Here is a 15,418-nt window from a genome sequence, read left to right as displayed (position 1 = left end):
GCGGGGCGCGCTCGCCGCGCGTCAAACGCCGTCGTGGGTACGGGTGATGGCCAGCAGCGCCATGTCGTCGGCCCTCCGGCCACCGGTGTGCCGGTGGCAGTCGGCGAGCAGGGCGTCGAGGAGGGCGTCCGGGCCGGCGGACAAGTGTCTCGCGCACCCGTCGGCCGGGTCGTAGAAGGCGCCCTCCTCGTCGCGGGCTTCGCTCAGTCCGTCGGTGTAGAGCAGCAGGGTGGCCCCATCGGGGAGAGCCACCGTGTCCACGCATTCCGGTTCGTCCCGCAGGGCCGCCATGCCGAGTGGCACCATGGGCCGGCTGGGTTCGAGGTAGCTGACCGTGTCTCCCGACATCAGAAGAGGTGCCGGGTGTCCGCGGTTGACGATGCGCATTTCATTTCCCGGCCCGGGGAATTCCACCAGGACGCCGGTGACGAACCCTTCCAGCTCGATGAGGCTGCCCGACTGCCGGGCCTCGTGGACAAGGGCCCGCTCCAGGCGTTCCACCAGGGCGGTCAGACTGGGCTCCTGCAATGCCGCTTCGCGGAACGTGCCGACGCCGACCGCGACCGCCCTGACCGCTCCCGTCCCCTTGCCGCGTACATCGCCGATGACACAGCGCACGCCGAACGGTGTGTCGACCACGGAGTAGAGGTCCCCACCGATCTGTGCGTCCGTCTCGGCCGCCTCGTAGCGTCCCGCGAAGCGCAGCGGCCCGATCCGCTCCGGCGGCGACGGCATGACCGCGCGCTGAACGGCGGTGGCGATGTCCCGCACGGACTGCAGTTGTGTCTTTCGGTGCTGCAGCAGCCGGTTGAGGAAGATCCCGACACCGGTCACCGTGGCGACCATGACCAGTTCGCTGAACGCGATCGCACTGCGGCGGTAGCCGAAGTACCTGAACATGAACCAGTCGACCAGGAGGGCGATCACCCCGGTGAGGATCGTGCCGCGCAGGGACAGCAAGGCCGCGGCACTCAGGACCGCGGCCGCGTAGAGGGCGGCGGCGCTGACGGTGCGCGGCGTACTGAAGTCGATCACCCCGGCGAGGAGAATCAGCGTGGCCGGCAGCAGACGGCTCCGCTTCGCCACCCACTCCCATGCACCCGGCCTCGTCACGCGTACCTCACCGGCTGCTTTCCGCCTTCCTCTCCGCACTTCCACGAACGGGCGGTCTCCACCGGATGACCAGGTGTCCGGGCCCGCCGGGCCGGCTGCCGGGGCCGCCCGTGGTCCCGCCGTCGCCCGGTACGGCCGGTCCGGCAGGCTGCGCGCCCTCCGTCACGGCGGCGGACGTCAGGGCGACGCTCGCGGCCGTGGACCGGACCGCTCGGCCGGCTCGGGGCATCACAGCGTCACCTCCTGGACGGGCCCGCGGCAGCGGACGGCCGCGAACCCAAGAATCACCCGGGGTGACACCTGACGCACCCTCGGCGGCCGACCGGGTGAGGTCGGGGAACCCCCGGGGGGCGTGGCACGGCATGTAGCCTGAGGCGACCTGGCCCTGCTGAAGGAACGGGACTGACGCCGTGGACCTCGTTTTCGCCGGCCGTGTCATCGAGTGGCGCGGGCCGGCACCGTACTACTTCGCCGTCGTGCCGGACGACGAGTGCGGGCAGATCCGTGAGGTGGCCGCGATGGCCACCTACGGCTGGGGCGTGATCCCGGTCGAGGCGCGCATCGGCGAGGTCACCTTCACGACATCGCTCTTCCCCAGGGACGGCGGCTACCTGCTGCCCCTCAAGGTCGCCGTGCGCAAGCCCGAGGGCATTGCGGCCGGGGACGACGTGGCCGTGAGGATGACCGTCCGACTCTAGCCCTGGCGGGTCCGGGCACAGGGGAGGTGCGTGACGTATGCGACGGTCGTTCGGCCGCGGCGCGGTCCGGCGCCGGATCGCCGTGGTGGCCGCGGTGGCGGTGGTGGCCGTGGCCGGTGGGTTCGCGGTCCACGAGACACGCAGGCACCGCGAGTCCGCCGCCGTCGACGCGCGGCTCACCCAGTTGCAGGCGGACCGGATCACCTCCGCGCTGGACGCGGCGGTGGGCCGGCACACGTCGCTCCACCGCTACCGCACCTGTACGGACGAGGAAACGCCCTCCGTGGAGCTGCATTACAAGGTGCCCGCCACCGCTTCCGTCCGCACCGAGGTGGCGCGGGCCGCACGGCTCGCGGGGTGGAATGCCGCATCGTGGGACGGTCTGGGCTCCGGCTACTTCGCCCTGAACATCGACAAGCGGTTCAAGGGCTGGCACAGCACCCGGTCGTTCATGAATCTCCACAGCGGCGACCTCATGGTGAGCCTGGAGACCGCCGACCACGACGGGTGCCTGTAGCCGCGCCGTATCCCCGTCACCAGGGGCCGTGCTGGAGCAGGCCGAGGATCAGGGCGGCCGCGGCGGTGGCGAGGAACACGATGCCGCCCACGATGTTGCGGGAGCCCACCCGCAGGTGGGCGATGATCGCGCCGACGAAGTAGAGCACGAGGCCCGAGGCGGCCAGGGTTCCCAGGAGAGGCACGGCGAGCCCGGCGAGCAGCCCGACGGTGCCGGCCGCCAGCAGCATGCCCAGTACCGGGACCCACTTGCGGTCCAGGCCCTTCATGTCCGCCTGTGTTTTGGGGTATTCATGGCCGATCAGGTAGGTGACGGCGGCGGCGCCGTTGAAGACCGCGCCGAGGACGGTGACCGTGACGTAGGCGGCGAGCACGATTCTCCGCTTCTGTGGGGGCACGGCCGCCGCGCGCCTCTCCTCAAGGGTGTCTGGCACGACAACGCAGCGGCGGTCGATGCCCGGCATCGATGGCCCACCGAGTGTGCCACTGATCGCCAACGCCCGGTAGGCACCGCGGAACACCGCGCGACAGCGCCCGCCGGGCCGGGGCCCGGCGGGCGCGCGGCCCGGCGTCAGGGCTGGAGCCACCAGGGGCTCGAGTAGGCGACGCCCAGGTCGTTGCAGGCGTGGCCGGACGGGCCGGGCTGGGCGTTGGGCTGGGAGGGGTCGGAGATGCGCAGCACGACCCAGTTGCCGTCCGCGGCGTTGAGCGGGACGGTGAACTCGGCCAGGCTGCCGGAGGTGGTCGGGACGACGTCCACCACGGTCGGCGCGTTGGAACCGGGCCGCAGGACCTGGACGTTGAGGGGCTTGCCGGCCCAGTCGGGACCGCGGTCGAGGTCGACGGCGAAGCGGACGTCGCCGGAGGCGAGGGACAGGACGCCGCCCATCTGGACGCCGTTCGCGGTCGCGTCGAGGCGCAGTCCGGAGTAGCGGGTGGCGAAGAAGCGGCGGGCGCGCATGGCTTCGAGCACACCGGCGCGGGTGTTCTCGGTGACCCAGAGGCCGGCGCGGCCGACGCCCTCGACCTTGCCCCACTCGGTGCCGTGGTGGTCGCTGACGCCGGTGATGCCGGTGCGCCAGCCCGCGTTGAGAACGGCGTTGAGGTGGGAGGACTTGCGGTCGGACCAGCCGTCGAAGAGGTAGTCGTCGCCGCGGTTGAACATCTCGACGCTGACCAGCTTGTCGCGGACGGCGGCGGAGTAGGAGAAGTCGTTGAAGCGGCCGATCTCGCGGCCCGGGTGGTTGAAGCCCGCGACGGCGTCGCGGCCGCCGATCCAGTTGTAGAGGGAGCCCATGGAACTGGCCCCGCCGAGGTCGACGAACTGGTCGGTGAACCAGACGTTGGCGTGGCCCAGCAGCGGGTGCGACCACTCGAAGCCGCGGATCGCGGTGTAGTTGCCGGGGTCGTTGGCCGCGTCGGCGAGCTGCCGGGTGCGGTCCCACTCGCCCTTGGACAGGCCGTTGATCGCGAGGAGGGTGGTGTGGTCGGTGAGGGCGGCCACGTCGAGGCCCGCGTCGCGCATGGAGGCGAAGGCGAGGGCGGGGTCTCCGTCGCCGTCCGACATAAGCGTGTGGTTGTGCAGGTCGGCGTGGACGAGTCTGGTCCCCTGGGTGACCAGTGAGGCGCGGGAGGCCCCGGCCCGGTTCGTGGCGGGGGTGTCCGCGGCGGTCCGGGTGCCCGCCGCCTGGGCCGTGCCGGGCAGGGAGGCGGCGATCAGCAGGCCGCCCGCACCGGCGAGAAGGGAGCGTCGGCTGGGTCCGTGAGAGTGCGTGTGCGCCGTGTCGGCGTGGGGTTCACTCATGGCGGCCATGACAACACCTTGGCAGGAGCATGGCGAAAATTTGGCGTTCCCGAGGGGTGAACGCCACCCGCCCGCCCGATGTTCGCCTCAGGTGCTCCTACCGATGGCGTCCTGGCGGGCGACGAACCGGGCCCGGCCGCCCTCGACGTGGTAGAGGAACCAGCCGCCGTCCGGCGTGGTCTCCAGGTACTGCGACTGGCTCTCGTAGCTGAAACGGCGGGTGATGCCCTGCCAGGGGGCCCGCAGGAGTTCCGCGCGCAACGACTCGCGCCGCCCGTCGCCGCCCGGCGCGGCCAGGCCGTGCGCGGCGAAGCGGACGGCGTCGTACGCCTCCGCCGCCCAGGGACCCGGCACACCGCCGTGCCGGGCGCGGTACGCGGCGGTGAACGCCCGCAGCCGGGGGTCGGCCGCGTCGGCGTACCCCGTACTGATCCACCAGCCCTCGCCCGCGCGCAGGAAGGCCGCCGACAGCACGTGCTCGTCGGCGACGCGCACCCCCCGGTGGCCCGCCGCCTTGAGCGCCGCGGCGCAGGCCGCGGCGCGGGACGGGGTGGCGCCCGCGAAGAGGACCACGTCGTCGGGGTGGGCCGCGATGTCGCGGGCGGCGGCACCGAATCCGTCCCCGGCGGCGACCTCCAGCACATCGACGCGGCCGTCCAGGTGGCCGTGGACGGTGACGATCTGGACGGTGGGCAGGCTCTCCTCCTCGTCGGCGAGGTCGTAGACCACTGCTGTCCGCTGCGGGTGGACCACGCGGTTGAGGTAGCGCAGCACGGCACCGGGTCCGGCGGTGCGGGTGGCGCGCAGCACCAGCGTGCTGGTCGTGTGGACGACGTTGAGCCGCGTGCTGTCGGCGCGGGTCACCAGCAGGCAGAGGCCCGCCTTGGTGCACACCGGTACGGCGGCGGGCACGGCCTCGTTGGAGCCCGCGCCGATCACGGCGTGCACGTCGGGGTCGGCGGCGAGCCCGGCGGCGCCCGCGGCGGAGCCGGCGGCGGTGCCCCGGTCGTCGACGGCGCGCAGGGCCAGGTCGAACGGCCGGTCCGCGCGGCCGTTGTGCTCGGCGACCGCGATTCCCGCTCCTCGTTCCTGGGAGCGGACGGCCTCGTTGGAGCGGTCGCCCAGGAGTCCGATGACGCGCGTGGGCAGCGTGCGCTTCCCGGCCCCGCTCCCCGTGCGCGGGCGTCCCCACTGCCACCAGGCGGTGCCGCCGCCGAGCGCGCCGACACCGAGCGCGGCCGACGCGGCGATCAGGCGCCGGCGGGACGTCGCGGGCGGGGGATCGGCGACCGCGGCGGACAGCTCGGTCGGTTCCGGCACCGGCAGGTCCAGGACGCGCCCGGCACGCTCGGCGACCACGGCCGGCAGTCCCCCGGGCAGCCACGAACGGGAGTCGAACGAGCCGAAGAGGTCGCGCAGCCGGGCCACGGTGGGGCGCTCGTCCGCGCTCTTGGCGAGGCAGGCCCGCAAGGCGGCGTCGAGTTCGCGGGGCAGCCCGGCGAGGTCCGGTTCCTCGTGCACGGTCCGGTAGAGCACGGCGGCAGCGCCGCCGGCACCGAACGGCGGCCGCCCGGTGAGGGAGTGGACCAGCACACAGCCCAGGGAGAAGACGTCGCCGGCCGGTCCCACCGTCGTGCCCCTGGCCTGCTCCGGGGAGAGATAACCGGGAGAGCCGATGACGGAGCCGTCCGCCGTGAGCGCCGTCGCACCCACGGCCAGCGCGATGCCGAAGTCGATGAGGCGCGGCCCGTCGGCGGCGAGCAGCACGTTGGCGGGTTTCACGTCCCGGTGGACCAGGCCGGCGCGGTGGACGTCGTCCAGGGCCGCGGCCAGCGCGGCCGCCAGTGTGCGGACCTGGGGCACCGGCCAGGGACCGTGCAGGGCGAGGGCCTCGGACAGCGGGAGGCCGGGGACGTAGGCGGTCGCGAGCCACGGGGAGCGGGCGTCGGCGTCGGCCGTGAGGACCGGGACCGTCCACCGGCTCGACAGCCGCGTCGCCAGTTCCGTCTCGCGGCGGAACCGCGCAAGGAAGTCCGGGTCCTCCGCGTACTCGGAGCGGATCACCTTCAGCGCCACCCAGGCGCCGTGCGGCGACCGCGCGAGGTAGACGACGCCCATGCCGCCGGCCCCGAGCCGGGCCACGAGGCGGTGCCCGCCGACCCACGACGGGTCGGTGGCCAGCAGCTGGTCCATGGCCCCTACTGGTTCCCGGTGTCGGGCAGGATCGTCCCCACCTGGCGGAAGCGTCCGCCGCGTACCTGGTGGACGTACGTCTCGGTGCCCATGTTCTGCGTCGTGACCGCGTACTGGTGGTAGTCGCTGAAGGCGTAGGTCCGCGCGACGCCGTGGTAGGTCGCCTTCTGGAGCCGTGCGGCGAGCGCGGGCCGGGCCGGACGCCCGCCCCCGGCCGGCACGGTGCGGGCGAACTCCTGCAGCAGCATGCGGACGCTGTCGTAGGCCTCGGTGGCGTACGGCTCCGGGGTGGCGCCGTAGCGCGCCTTCCAGGCGGCGGTGAAGCGCACGGCCTCCTTCGTCTTGAGGACGGCCGGGTCGACGGCCGACGTGACGACGTACCAGCCCTCGCCCGCGGCGCCCGCCAGGCGCGGGAAGTCCGATCCGTAGAGCAGGTGGGACATCCACCGGGGGCCGGTGAAGCCCGCCCGGGCCAGTTGCCCGGCGGCGCGGACGGTCGCGTCCAGGGGCGCCAGGTAGACGAAGTCCTGGACGCCGCGGGACAGCAGTTGACGCACGGCCGCGGGGCCGTCATCGGTGTCCTCGGCGACGACCCGCGGCAGGACCTCGGCCCCGAGGGTCTGGCGCCACGAGGTCACCACGACGTTGCCCTGGTCGTGCATGACGGACCCGCCGGCCCGGTCGATGACGACCCCGGCCCGGCCCACCTGGCCGGAGGCCAGCGCGCTCAGCGCGATCGCCGTTCCCCCGGCCTGGTGGGGCATACCGGTCTGGAAGCTGACCGCCGGGGACGACACGAAGAAGTCGCTCTGCCCGGTGGTGCTGGAGACATGGGTCAGGTTGGCGGCCCCGTACACGCGTGAGGCGGCCCGCATCGCGATCTCGCCGGTCGGCCCGAACACGGCGAACACGTCGCGGTCGGCGGCCAGTTCGTGGGCGACCGAGGTGGCACGGTCGACGGTCCCGTCGTCGTCCAGGACCTTCGTCCGCACGGTGAAGGCGCTGCCCGCGGCGGCGTTGTGCTCGGCGACGGCCAGTTGCGCGGCCCGCTCGCTGGTGCGGCCCAGGCCGGCGTCGGGCCCGGTGCGGGTGACCTGGACACCGAGCACGTACGTGGGCTTGCCGGCCGCCTTCGCCTCCGCGCCGGTCCCGTCGCGTCCCGCCGCCCACAGCGCCGCCCCCGAGCCGCCGCCCGCCAGCAGCAGCGCCCCTCCGGCGACCAGCAGCCGGCGGCGGGAGGTGAGCCGCTTGCTCCGGGTGCGCGAGGCGTCGTCGGGTCCGTCCAGCACCGTGGGTTCGATGTCCGGCAGCGCGAGGCTCTCGGCGGACCGTTCCGCGACCGTGCGGGCGACCGGGTCCGGCAGCCACGCCGAGGGGGACGCGGGGGCGTCCTCGGCGAGCCGTGCCCGCAGTTCCGCGGGCGTGGGGCGGGTCTGGGGGTCCTTGGCGAGGCAGGCGTCGAGCACCTCGCGCAGTTCGCCTGTGACACCTTGCAGGTCGGGCTCGTCGTGGACGGTGCGGTACAGCAGGGCATCGGGGGTGCCGACACCGAACGGCGGCCGGCCGGTCGCGGCGTACGCGAGGACGCAGCCCAGCGCGAAGACGTCGCCCGCGGGGCCGCTCCCCTCGCCCCGGGCCTGCTCGGGGGCGAGGAAGCCCGCGGTGCCGATCACCAGGCCCGAGGCGGTGAGCGCCGTGTCGTCGGTGGCCCGGGCGATGCCGAAGTCGATCAGGCGGGGGCCGTTGACGGCCAGCAGGACATTGCCCGGCTTCACGTCGCGGTGCACCAGTCCGGCCCCGTGCACGGCGCCCAGCGCCTCGGCCAGCCGCGCCCCCAGGACCCGCACGGCGGACGGCGGCAGCGGGCCGTGCTCCCCCACCGCCTCGCCGAGCGAAGGGCCGGGCACGAAGGCGGTCGCCAGCCACGGCTCGGGCGCCGTGGCGTCCGAGCCGAGGACCGGGACCACCCAAGGGCTCTCGACGCGCCGCGCGAGCTCCGCCTCGCGGGCGAACCGGACGCGGAACTCCTCGTCTGCCGCGCTCTCCGCCCGGATGACCTTCACGGCGGCCAGCGCACCGGCCTCGGACCGCCCCAGGTAGACCACGCCCATACCGCCGGCCCCGAGCCGCCGCAGCAGCCGGAAGCCCCCGACGGCCAGGGGGTCGGAGGGACGCATCGCCTCACTCATCGCCCGCGCCTTCCGCCTCGTCGCCGGACACCGGCGCGTCCTTCCCCTCGGCACTGGGCGTCTGTGCCGCCTGCGCGTTCCTGCCCAGGCGGTCGATGTCGGCGGTGACGTATCCGACGCCCGCGAGGGCCTGCTCGGTGACCGCCGTCGTCTCCGCCTCGCTGCCGCCGGGGGCGTGCCGTACGGTCGCGGCCACCGTCACCGGGCCGAGCCGGTGCTTGAACCAGTCGAAGCGGCGGGGCTTGCTGTCACCGTCGGCGACGTACTCGCCGAACTCGGTGAGGTTGTCGTCGGACGTGGCCGTCCGCTGCTCGGTGAACGGGTCGCCCTGCGACGCCATGCCCTGCACCCGCTCCGTGGCGGTGAGTTGCTGCGTGGGGCAGCGCAGGGGCTCCTCGAGCGAGACCGCCATGTCCCTGCGGGCCCCGACCACCGAGGCGTGCACGGTGACCGTCAGGGACACGAAGACGGGGCCCTTCCCGCCGGCCGCGGGCCGGACGAAGGAGCGCGTCAGGCTGGCGAGAACGGTGGGCGCGAGCGGCTCGCGGCGCCAGATGCAGTCGTCGCCGAGCACGGTCCACGTGGCGGGCCCGGTCTCGTAGGGGTCCCGCTTGCGGTATCCGGACCCGAAGTAGTCGGGCCGCACCGTGAGTCCGCGGACGAACGCCGCGGCCTCGGACCGGGTCCTCGGTGCCACGCTCTCGGCCAGGGTGAAGGGTTCGTTCGCCGCCGTCGCGGACGGGGAAGGGGACGGGGCCGGGCTCGCGCTGCCGCGTCCGCTCGGGGGCGCTCCCGAGGGCGAGGCGGTGGCCTCGTCCGTCCCGCCCCCGCTGGTGCAGCCCGCCAGCAGCAGTGCCCCTGCCGCCGCGAGCAGCACCGGCTCACGTCTGTTCACGCGCACCCGTCCCATCGCGTTCGCCGTACGCCTCGCCGGTTGGCCGTCCATGCCGTTCGCATGTGCCATCATGCGCCAACTGGGCTTGTCTAGCTACGCGTTGGGGTGAAGAGTGATGTCCGTGCCCGCTCACGGGCCGGGCATCAGACCCGGGTCGCCGGCCGGTTCCGCCACGCCTGCTCCAGCGCCCGGGCATAGAGTTCCACGGGTTGCAGGCCCGCGACGCCGTACGACCGGTCCAGGACGAAGAACGGCACTCCCCCCGCGCCGAGTTCGGCCGCGAGCCGTTCGTCGGAGCGGACGGCCCCGGCGTACGCGTCAGGGTCGGCGAGCACTTCGCGCGTCTCGGTCGCGTCGAGTCCCGCGTCGGAGGCGAGGGCGATCAGGGTCTCGCTGTCGTACACCGAGCGCTCGTCCGCGAAGTTGACCTTGAAAGCGAGGTCGCGCAGCTCCGCCTGGCGGCCCCGGTCCTTGGCGAAGTGCAGCAGGCGGTGCAGGTCGAAGGTGTTGCCGTCGACGCGGCCGCCGATGCGGAAGCCGAGCCCCTCGGCGCGCGCCTCGGACGCGGCGTGCTCCTCCCGGGCGATCTGCTGCTCGCGGGTGCGTCCGTACCGGGCCGCCACCGCGTCGATGATGGGCGTTCCGCGGTTCTCGGCGTCCGGATTGAGCTCGAACGACCGGTGCACCACCTCGACCTCGTCGCGGTGCTCGAAGGCGGCGAGCGCCCGCGCGAAGCGCGCGTCGCCGATGTAGCACCAGGGGCAGGCGATGTCGGTCCAGATCTCGACGCGCATATGTCCATGACTCCATGAGTAGACGTTCGGTCCACTACAAAATAGACGACCGATCGGCTACGCCCAAACGGAAAAAACAACGCGCAATTCTGCGTATTCGGGATGACGGTCCGGACGGCACGCGTTGCCAAGAAAAGCGTCAGATGTGCATTTCAGATGATTTGCCCCTGGATGAGCCGGCCGGTCCCCGGGAAGCCACGCGGCGCAGACAGGACACCGGACCTCCACCCCGACCCCCGCAGAGGTGTCGCTCGTGCACTCGACCCGCCTTGGCAGGCGCTTCGCCGTCCTTGTCCTCTCCGTCGCACTGTTCTCCGGCCTGCAAGCGGCACTGGCCCTCGCGGACATCCGCGTCATGGGACTGCCCGAGTACTCCGTGCTGCTCCCCGTGGTGGCGGGCGCGCTGCTGCCGTTGCGGCAGACCCTCGCCGTGGGCCTCCTCAACCTCGCCGCGATCTCCGTCGTCTACGGCGGGCTCCGTCCGGACATCGGGCTCGCCGGGCAGCTCACGGTCGTCGCCGCGCCGGCGGTCGCACTGGGGCTCGGCATGGCCGTCTGCCGCGTCCGGCTCTCCCGCGAGAGGCGCCTCGAACGAGTGATGATCGCCCGCGACCGGCTCGGCCTGCTCAGCGAGGCCGGCAGGCGGGTGGGCAGCACCCTGAGCGTGACCCGCACGGCGGAGGAACTGGCGGACGTGGCGGTGCACGGCTTCGCGGACCATGCCGCCGTGGACATCTTCGACTGGGTGCTGCGCGGCGAGGACGACACCGCCGGCCCCCGGGCGGGCGACATGACCCTGCGCCGCACGGCCTCGCGGTCCGGGCCCGAGCCGCTTACCGGGCCGACGGCGGAGCCGGGCGAACCCGTCATCCACCCGCAGGGGTCGGCGCCGGCCCGCGCCCTGACGACGGGCGAACCCGTACCGGCGCGGGCTCCCAGTGCTGCCGGTGCCGCGAGCCCGGCCGACTCCACCCTGGCGGTTCCCCTCCGTGCCCGCGGGGTCACCGTGGGCGTCGCGCACTTCACGCGCACCGGGCACCGGGCCGCCTTCGACGCCGACGACGTACTGCTGGCCCGGGAGATCGGTGCACGAGCCGCGGTCTTCGTGGACAACGCCCGCCGCTACACGCGTGAGCGCGACACGTCCCTGGCGCTCCAGCAGAGCCTTCTGCCGCAGGTGGCCGCCGAGCAGTCGGCCGTCTCCGCGGCCACCCGCTACCTGGCCGCGGACTCCCGGGCCGGAGTGGGCGGCGACTGGTTCGACGTCATTCCCCTGTCGGGGGCCCGGGTCGCCATGGTGGTGGGCGACGTGGTCGGCCGCGGTCTCCACGCGTCGGCGACGATGGGCCGGCTGCGTGCCGCGGTACGCACGCTCGCCGACATCGACCTGCCGCCCGACGAACTCCTCACCCACCTGGACGACCTGATCATCCGGCTCGGAACGGACATGGAACGCGCCCAGGCCGCCGGCCACGGCGGAGCGCGGGCCGGGGAGCTGGCGGCGACCTGCCTGTACATGATCTACGACCCGGTCTCGCGCAGCTGCACGGCCGCCCGCGCCGGCCATCCCCCGCCCGCCCTGGTGCGCCCCGGCGCGCCCGCCGAATACCTCGACATCCCGGCCGGTCCCCCGCTGGGCGTCGGCGGACTGCCCTTCGAGACCGTCCAGCTGGATGTGCCCGAGGGAAGCCTGCTCGCCCTCTACACCGACGGTCTGCTCGCATCCGCGGGGGACGGACTGGAGGTGGGGCTCGAACGTCTGCGGAAGGCCCTGTCCGAACCCGTCGCCTCCGCGGAGGACGCCTGCGACCACGTCCTGGACCTGCTGGTCGGCGACGCCCCGAGGGACGACGTCGCCCTCGTCGTCGCCCGCACCCGGGAACTCGGCGCCGACCACGTCGCCGCCTGGGACGTGTCCCCGGATCTTGCCGAGGTCGCGCGCGTCCGCGACCTCGCCTCGCGCCGGCTGGCGGGTTGGGGCCTGGAGGAGCAGGCGTTCACCGCGGAGGTCGTCATCAGCGAGCTGGTCACCAACGCCGTCCGCTACGGAACGGGCCCCGTCCACCTGCGGCTGATCCGGCAGGACACGCTGATCATGGAGGTGTCGGACGGCAGCAACACCGCTCCCCATCTGCGCCGGGCCCGGGTGTTCGACGAAGGCGGACGAGGGCTGTTCATCGTGGCGCACCTCGCCGAACGCTGGGGCACACGGCAACGGCCCGACGGAAAGACCATCTGGGCCGAACTGGCGCTGTAGAGGGGCCGTCGCCCCGCACAGCGACTCCCTCCTCGACTCCCTCCTCGACTCCCCAGCCGCAACGAGTCCGGCGCCTCAGCGCTGTGCGACGCGGACCTCCAGCCGGCCGTCGGACGAGATCCGGCAGTCGAACCGGGGCTGCGGCGCGGTCGCCGGGCCCTGCACGTTCTCGCCGTCCGTCAGCCGGAACTGGCTGCCGTGCCAGGGGCATTCGAGGCACCCTTCGAGGATCTTGCCCTCGTGCAGGGGCCCGTCCATGTGGCTGCACCGGTCGGCCAGGGCGTAGAACCGTCCGTCGTCCCCGTGGACCACGACGACCGCGACCTCGTCGGCCATGCGGCGCACCGGTTCGCCGACGGGGAACTCGTACGGCATCCCGATGCGGTGCCAGCCCGGCTCGACCAGTACGGGCACGGCCTCCGCGTGGTTGACGCCGGCGCCCTGGCGGTAGGCGAGGTGGCCGCCGAGCACACCGCCCACCGTGGCGACGGCCATGCCGCCGAAGCCCAGGGCCTTGCCGAGGTAGGGGCGTCCGGTGAGCCGGGCCGTCAGGGAGCCGGCGTACGCCGTGACGGCGGCGAGGTTGGCCACCGCGTGGACCAGGCCCACGCGGGCCTGCCGGGGACGCTGCTCCGCCCAGTCCACCCATCCGGCGAGAGCCGCGGGCCCGGCGGCCACCAGGCCCACCGCCACCAGGCGGCGGGCGGCGCGGCTCTCGCCGGGGAGCAGGTCGAGGATCCCGGCGGAGCTCCAGGCACCGATCGGCACCTGCACCAGCACCGGGTGCAGCGGGTGGCCGAGCCACAGGCCGCGCAACACGTCCCGTCCCCGGCTCAGGGGGAGGGCCCGTACCGCCTTGCGGACGATCCCGGCCGGGCCGTCCAGCCACGTCGCCCCTTCGAGGGAGTCCATCGCGTGCGGCAGCACACCGCCCGCGGTGCCTTGCGTTGTCGTCGTCAGCGTCGTCGGCCTCATGGGGAGCGGCCTTCCTCTGCGGTCCGGGACGAACCCGGTGTCGGGTCGCACGGGGACGAGCGTCCGCCGCGCCGTGCGTTCAGCGGGCGGTCCGCCACGCCCCGCTGAACGGGGCCCGGCTCGGCCCTGCACACCGCCAGGCCGGGCCATGGGGGCGCCTGCCCAGGGCCCGGCAGTCCATTCGGGCAGCGCCGCCCGGACCCCGACCTGGTGGCCCTCGATCTCAGCGGGTCCATCACCGCCAGCAGGGCCGCCCGGGCCGCCCCGCCGGGCCCGAGGACCCGCCGCCGACGTCCCTGACGGGTCATCAGTCGACGCGGCCCAACACACCCCCGGACCGGGGGCGGGGTCAATGTGAGCACTTTCACACCCGGTGTCCGCTTGGCTCATAAGGCGCCCATAGAAGCGCAATTGACATTCCAGGATGGGAATTAATGCCGAATGACCCTTTCATGCCTCTTGGGGGAGCGTTACCTTCGGCGCAGTACGTGTGTCCACCACCGGCCCGGTCCGCCGGCCGGGAGTGCTCGCAGGGAGGTTTTCGCACTTCATGCACAATCTCGCGGGTTCCTGGGGTCACGCCTCGTGGTCCCTGGGTCATTTGCACTGGTACGGAGTGGCCGTCGGCTCCCTCCTCGCCATCAAACTGCTGCTGTCCGTACGCCGGCGACGCCGTCCGGACCTGATGTTCGAGGAGCCGGCCGGCCGCCTGCGCATCCACGGTGTGGTCACCGCCTACAACGAGGCCCCCGAGATGCTCCGCCGCTGCCTGGAGTCGATCCTGGCGCAGACCCTGCCGCCGCACTCCCTGACCGTCGTGGACGACTGCTCCGCGAACCACACCGCCGGTGCCCTCATCGAGGAGATGCGGCCCCTGTTCCAACGCGCCGGGGTGCGACTGGACTTCATCCGCTTCCCCGCCAACCGCGGCAAGCGCCACGGCCTGGCCGCGGGCTTCCGGCAGGAACCCCGCGCCGACGCGTACCTGTGCGTCGACTCCGACACCGTGCTGGACCGGCACGCCGTCGCCGAGCTCGCCGAGCCCTTCTCCAAGCGCCGTGTGCACTGCGTCACAGGGCTGGTGCTCGCGCACAACCGGGGCATCAACCTCCTCACCCGTCTCATCGACATGCGGTACGTCAACGCCTTCCTCGGCGAGCGGGTCGCCTACTCCCGCCTCGGCTCGGTGCTCTGCGCCTGCGGGTCGCTGGCGCTGTACCGCGGGTGGGTGGTGCGCAAGTACCTCGACGACTTCCTCGACCAGCGGTTCCTGGGGCGCCCCGCGACCTTCGGCGACGACCGGCGCCTGACGTACTACTGCCTCACCGAGGGGCTCTCACTCATCCAGCCCTCCGCCGTCGGCTACACCGATGTCCCCGAACGCCTGGGCCACTACGTCCGCCAGCAGATCCGCTGGGGCAAGTCGTTCATCCGCGAGGGGTTCCTGCTGTTCGGCAAGTTCCGCGTGCGGCGCATGTACTGGTGGCTCAACCTCGTCGAACTGGTCTCCTGGGTGGCCTTCACCACCGCGCTGTTCGCCGCGCTCGTCGCCATCTTCATGCACCCGCAGGGCTGGACGCTGCTGGTCGGCTACCTCGCCTACATGTGCGTCATGGCGTGGATCCGCTCCGTCCACTACCTGCGCGGCGCGGCGCAGGTGGGCATCGTCGACCGCGTGCTGACCTTCCTCGCCGCCCCGCTGTACGCGCTGCTCAACCTGGGACTGCTGCTGCCGCTCCGGCTCTGGTCCCTGGCGACGCTGCGCAGCACGAACTGGGGCACCCGCGCCAAGATCGAGGTCGGCGGCGTCGGAGCCGACGCCCCCGACATGACCGCCCCCGCCCCGGCCGCGCAGATCGCCTTCCCGGAACAGCGGACGAAGGACGGCCAGGACGCGTGGGCCGGCGCCTCGCCCGAGGACCGCTTCGCCCCGGGCGGCGCCTCCTAGCCGCCACACCCCGCCGCCCCGCGAAGAAGACCGAAG

Annotated in this window: 12 protein-coding genes; 4 read left to right on the top strand and 8 right to left on the bottom strand. The window is 73.4% G+C overall.

All coding sequences use genetic code 11. The annotated features are described in order from the left end of the window. Window positions 1–21: 21 nt before the first annotated feature. On the bottom strand, window positions 22–1,086 hold the full coding sequence (locus tag ABZ883_RS20235; RefSeq protein WP_360907760.1) for a PP2C family protein-serine/threonine phosphatase: 1,065 nt from the start codon (window positions 1,084–1,086) through the stop codon (window positions 22–24). A gap of 437 nt (window positions 1,087–1,523) precedes the next feature. Between ABZ883_RS20235 and ABZ883_RS20230 the strand changes: the two genes are divergently transcribed. Next, window positions 1,524–1,811 carry a DUF1905 domain-containing protein gene (locus ABZ883_RS20230; RefSeq protein WP_360907758.1) on the top strand — a complete coding sequence of 96 codons (288 nt, stop codon included), beginning with the start codon at window positions 1,524–1,526 and terminating at the stop codon, window positions 1,809–1,811. Window positions 1,812–1,848: 37 nt separating this feature from the next. Beyond that, the gene (locus ABZ883_RS20225; RefSeq protein WP_360907756.1) at window positions 1,849–2,328 is read left to right on the top strand and encodes a hypothetical protein; all 480 of its coding nucleotides are present in this window, start codon (window positions 1,849–1,851) and stop codon (window positions 2,326–2,328) included. Between the two features lie 16 nt (window positions 2,329–2,344). On the opposite strand, the gene ABZ883_RS20220 is transcribed toward ABZ883_RS20225, so the two are convergent. From ABZ883_RS20220 to ABZ883_RS20195, 6 genes are all read right to left on the bottom strand, one after another. Further along, window positions 2,345–2,701: a DoxX family protein gene (locus ABZ883_RS20220; protein WP_360907863.1), complete on the bottom strand. Its 357-nt coding sequence runs from the start codon at window positions 2,699–2,701 to the stop codon at window positions 2,345–2,347. A gap of 197 nt (window positions 2,702–2,898) precedes the next feature. Next, window positions 2,899–4,131, bottom strand: coding sequence for a CehA/McbA family metallohydrolase (locus ABZ883_RS20215; RefSeq protein ID WP_360907754.1), 1,233 nt, complete (start codon window positions 4,129–4,131; stop codon window positions 2,899–2,901). 87 nt (window positions 4,132–4,218) lie between these two features. Next, on the bottom strand, window positions 4,219–6,324 hold the full coding sequence (locus ABZ883_RS20210) for a protein kinase (RefSeq protein ID WP_360907752.1): 2,106 nt from the start codon (window positions 6,322–6,324) through the stop codon (window positions 4,219–4,221). 5 nt (window positions 6,325–6,329) lie between these two features. Next, the gene (locus ABZ883_RS20205) at window positions 6,330–8,513 is read right to left on the bottom strand and encodes a bifunctional serine/threonine-protein kinase/ABC transporter substrate-binding protein (protein WP_360907750.1); all 2,184 of its coding nucleotides are present in this window, start codon (window positions 8,511–8,513) and stop codon (window positions 6,330–6,332) included. After that, window positions 8,506–9,408 carry a hypothetical protein gene (locus ABZ883_RS20200; RefSeq protein ID WP_360907748.1) on the bottom strand — a complete coding sequence of 301 codons (903 nt, stop codon included), beginning with the start codon at window positions 9,406–9,408 and terminating at the stop codon, window positions 8,506–8,508. Before ABZ883_RS20200 ends, ABZ883_RS20205 begins: the two co-directional genes overlap by 8 nt. Before the next feature lie 143 nt (window positions 9,409–9,551). After that, window positions 9,552–10,202: a DsbA family oxidoreductase gene (locus ABZ883_RS20195; RefSeq protein ID WP_360907746.1), complete on the bottom strand. Its 651-nt coding sequence runs from the start codon at window positions 10,200–10,202 to the stop codon at window positions 9,552–9,554. 253 nt (window positions 10,203–10,455) lie between these two features. Between ABZ883_RS20195 and ABZ883_RS20190 the strand changes: the two genes are divergently transcribed. Continuing rightward, entirely contained in the window at window positions 10,456–12,459 is a 2,004-nt protein-coding gene (locus ABZ883_RS20190) for a SpoIIE family protein phosphatase (protein ID WP_360907744.1), read from the top strand. Between the two features lie 75 nt (window positions 12,460–12,534). Here ABZ883_RS20190 and ABZ883_RS20185 read toward each other — a convergent pair whose 3' ends face one another. After that, window positions 12,535–13,371 (bottom strand): Rieske 2Fe-2S domain-containing protein, encoded by an 837-nt coding sequence (locus ABZ883_RS20185; RefSeq protein WP_360907861.1) that lies wholly within the window; start codon window positions 13,369–13,371, stop codon window positions 12,535–12,537. Window positions 13,372–13,984: 613 nt separating this feature from the next. Between ABZ883_RS20185 and ABZ883_RS20180 the strand changes: the two genes are divergently transcribed. Continuing rightward, on the top strand, window positions 13,985–15,382 hold the full coding sequence (locus ABZ883_RS20180; protein ID WP_360907742.1) for a glycosyltransferase family 2 protein: 1,398 nt from the start codon (window positions 13,985–13,987) through the stop codon (window positions 15,380–15,382). Window positions 15,383–15,418: the final 36 nt, after the last annotated feature.

The organism is Streptomyces sp. NPDC046977 (genome assembly GCF_040644455.1).
Taxonomy (GTDB): domain Bacteria; phylum Actinomycetota; class Actinomycetes; order Streptomycetales; family Streptomycetaceae; genus Actinacidiphila.
The sequence above is the reverse complement of the archived record's forward strand: the minus strand, read 5'-3'. Positions and strand labels throughout refer to the sequence as shown.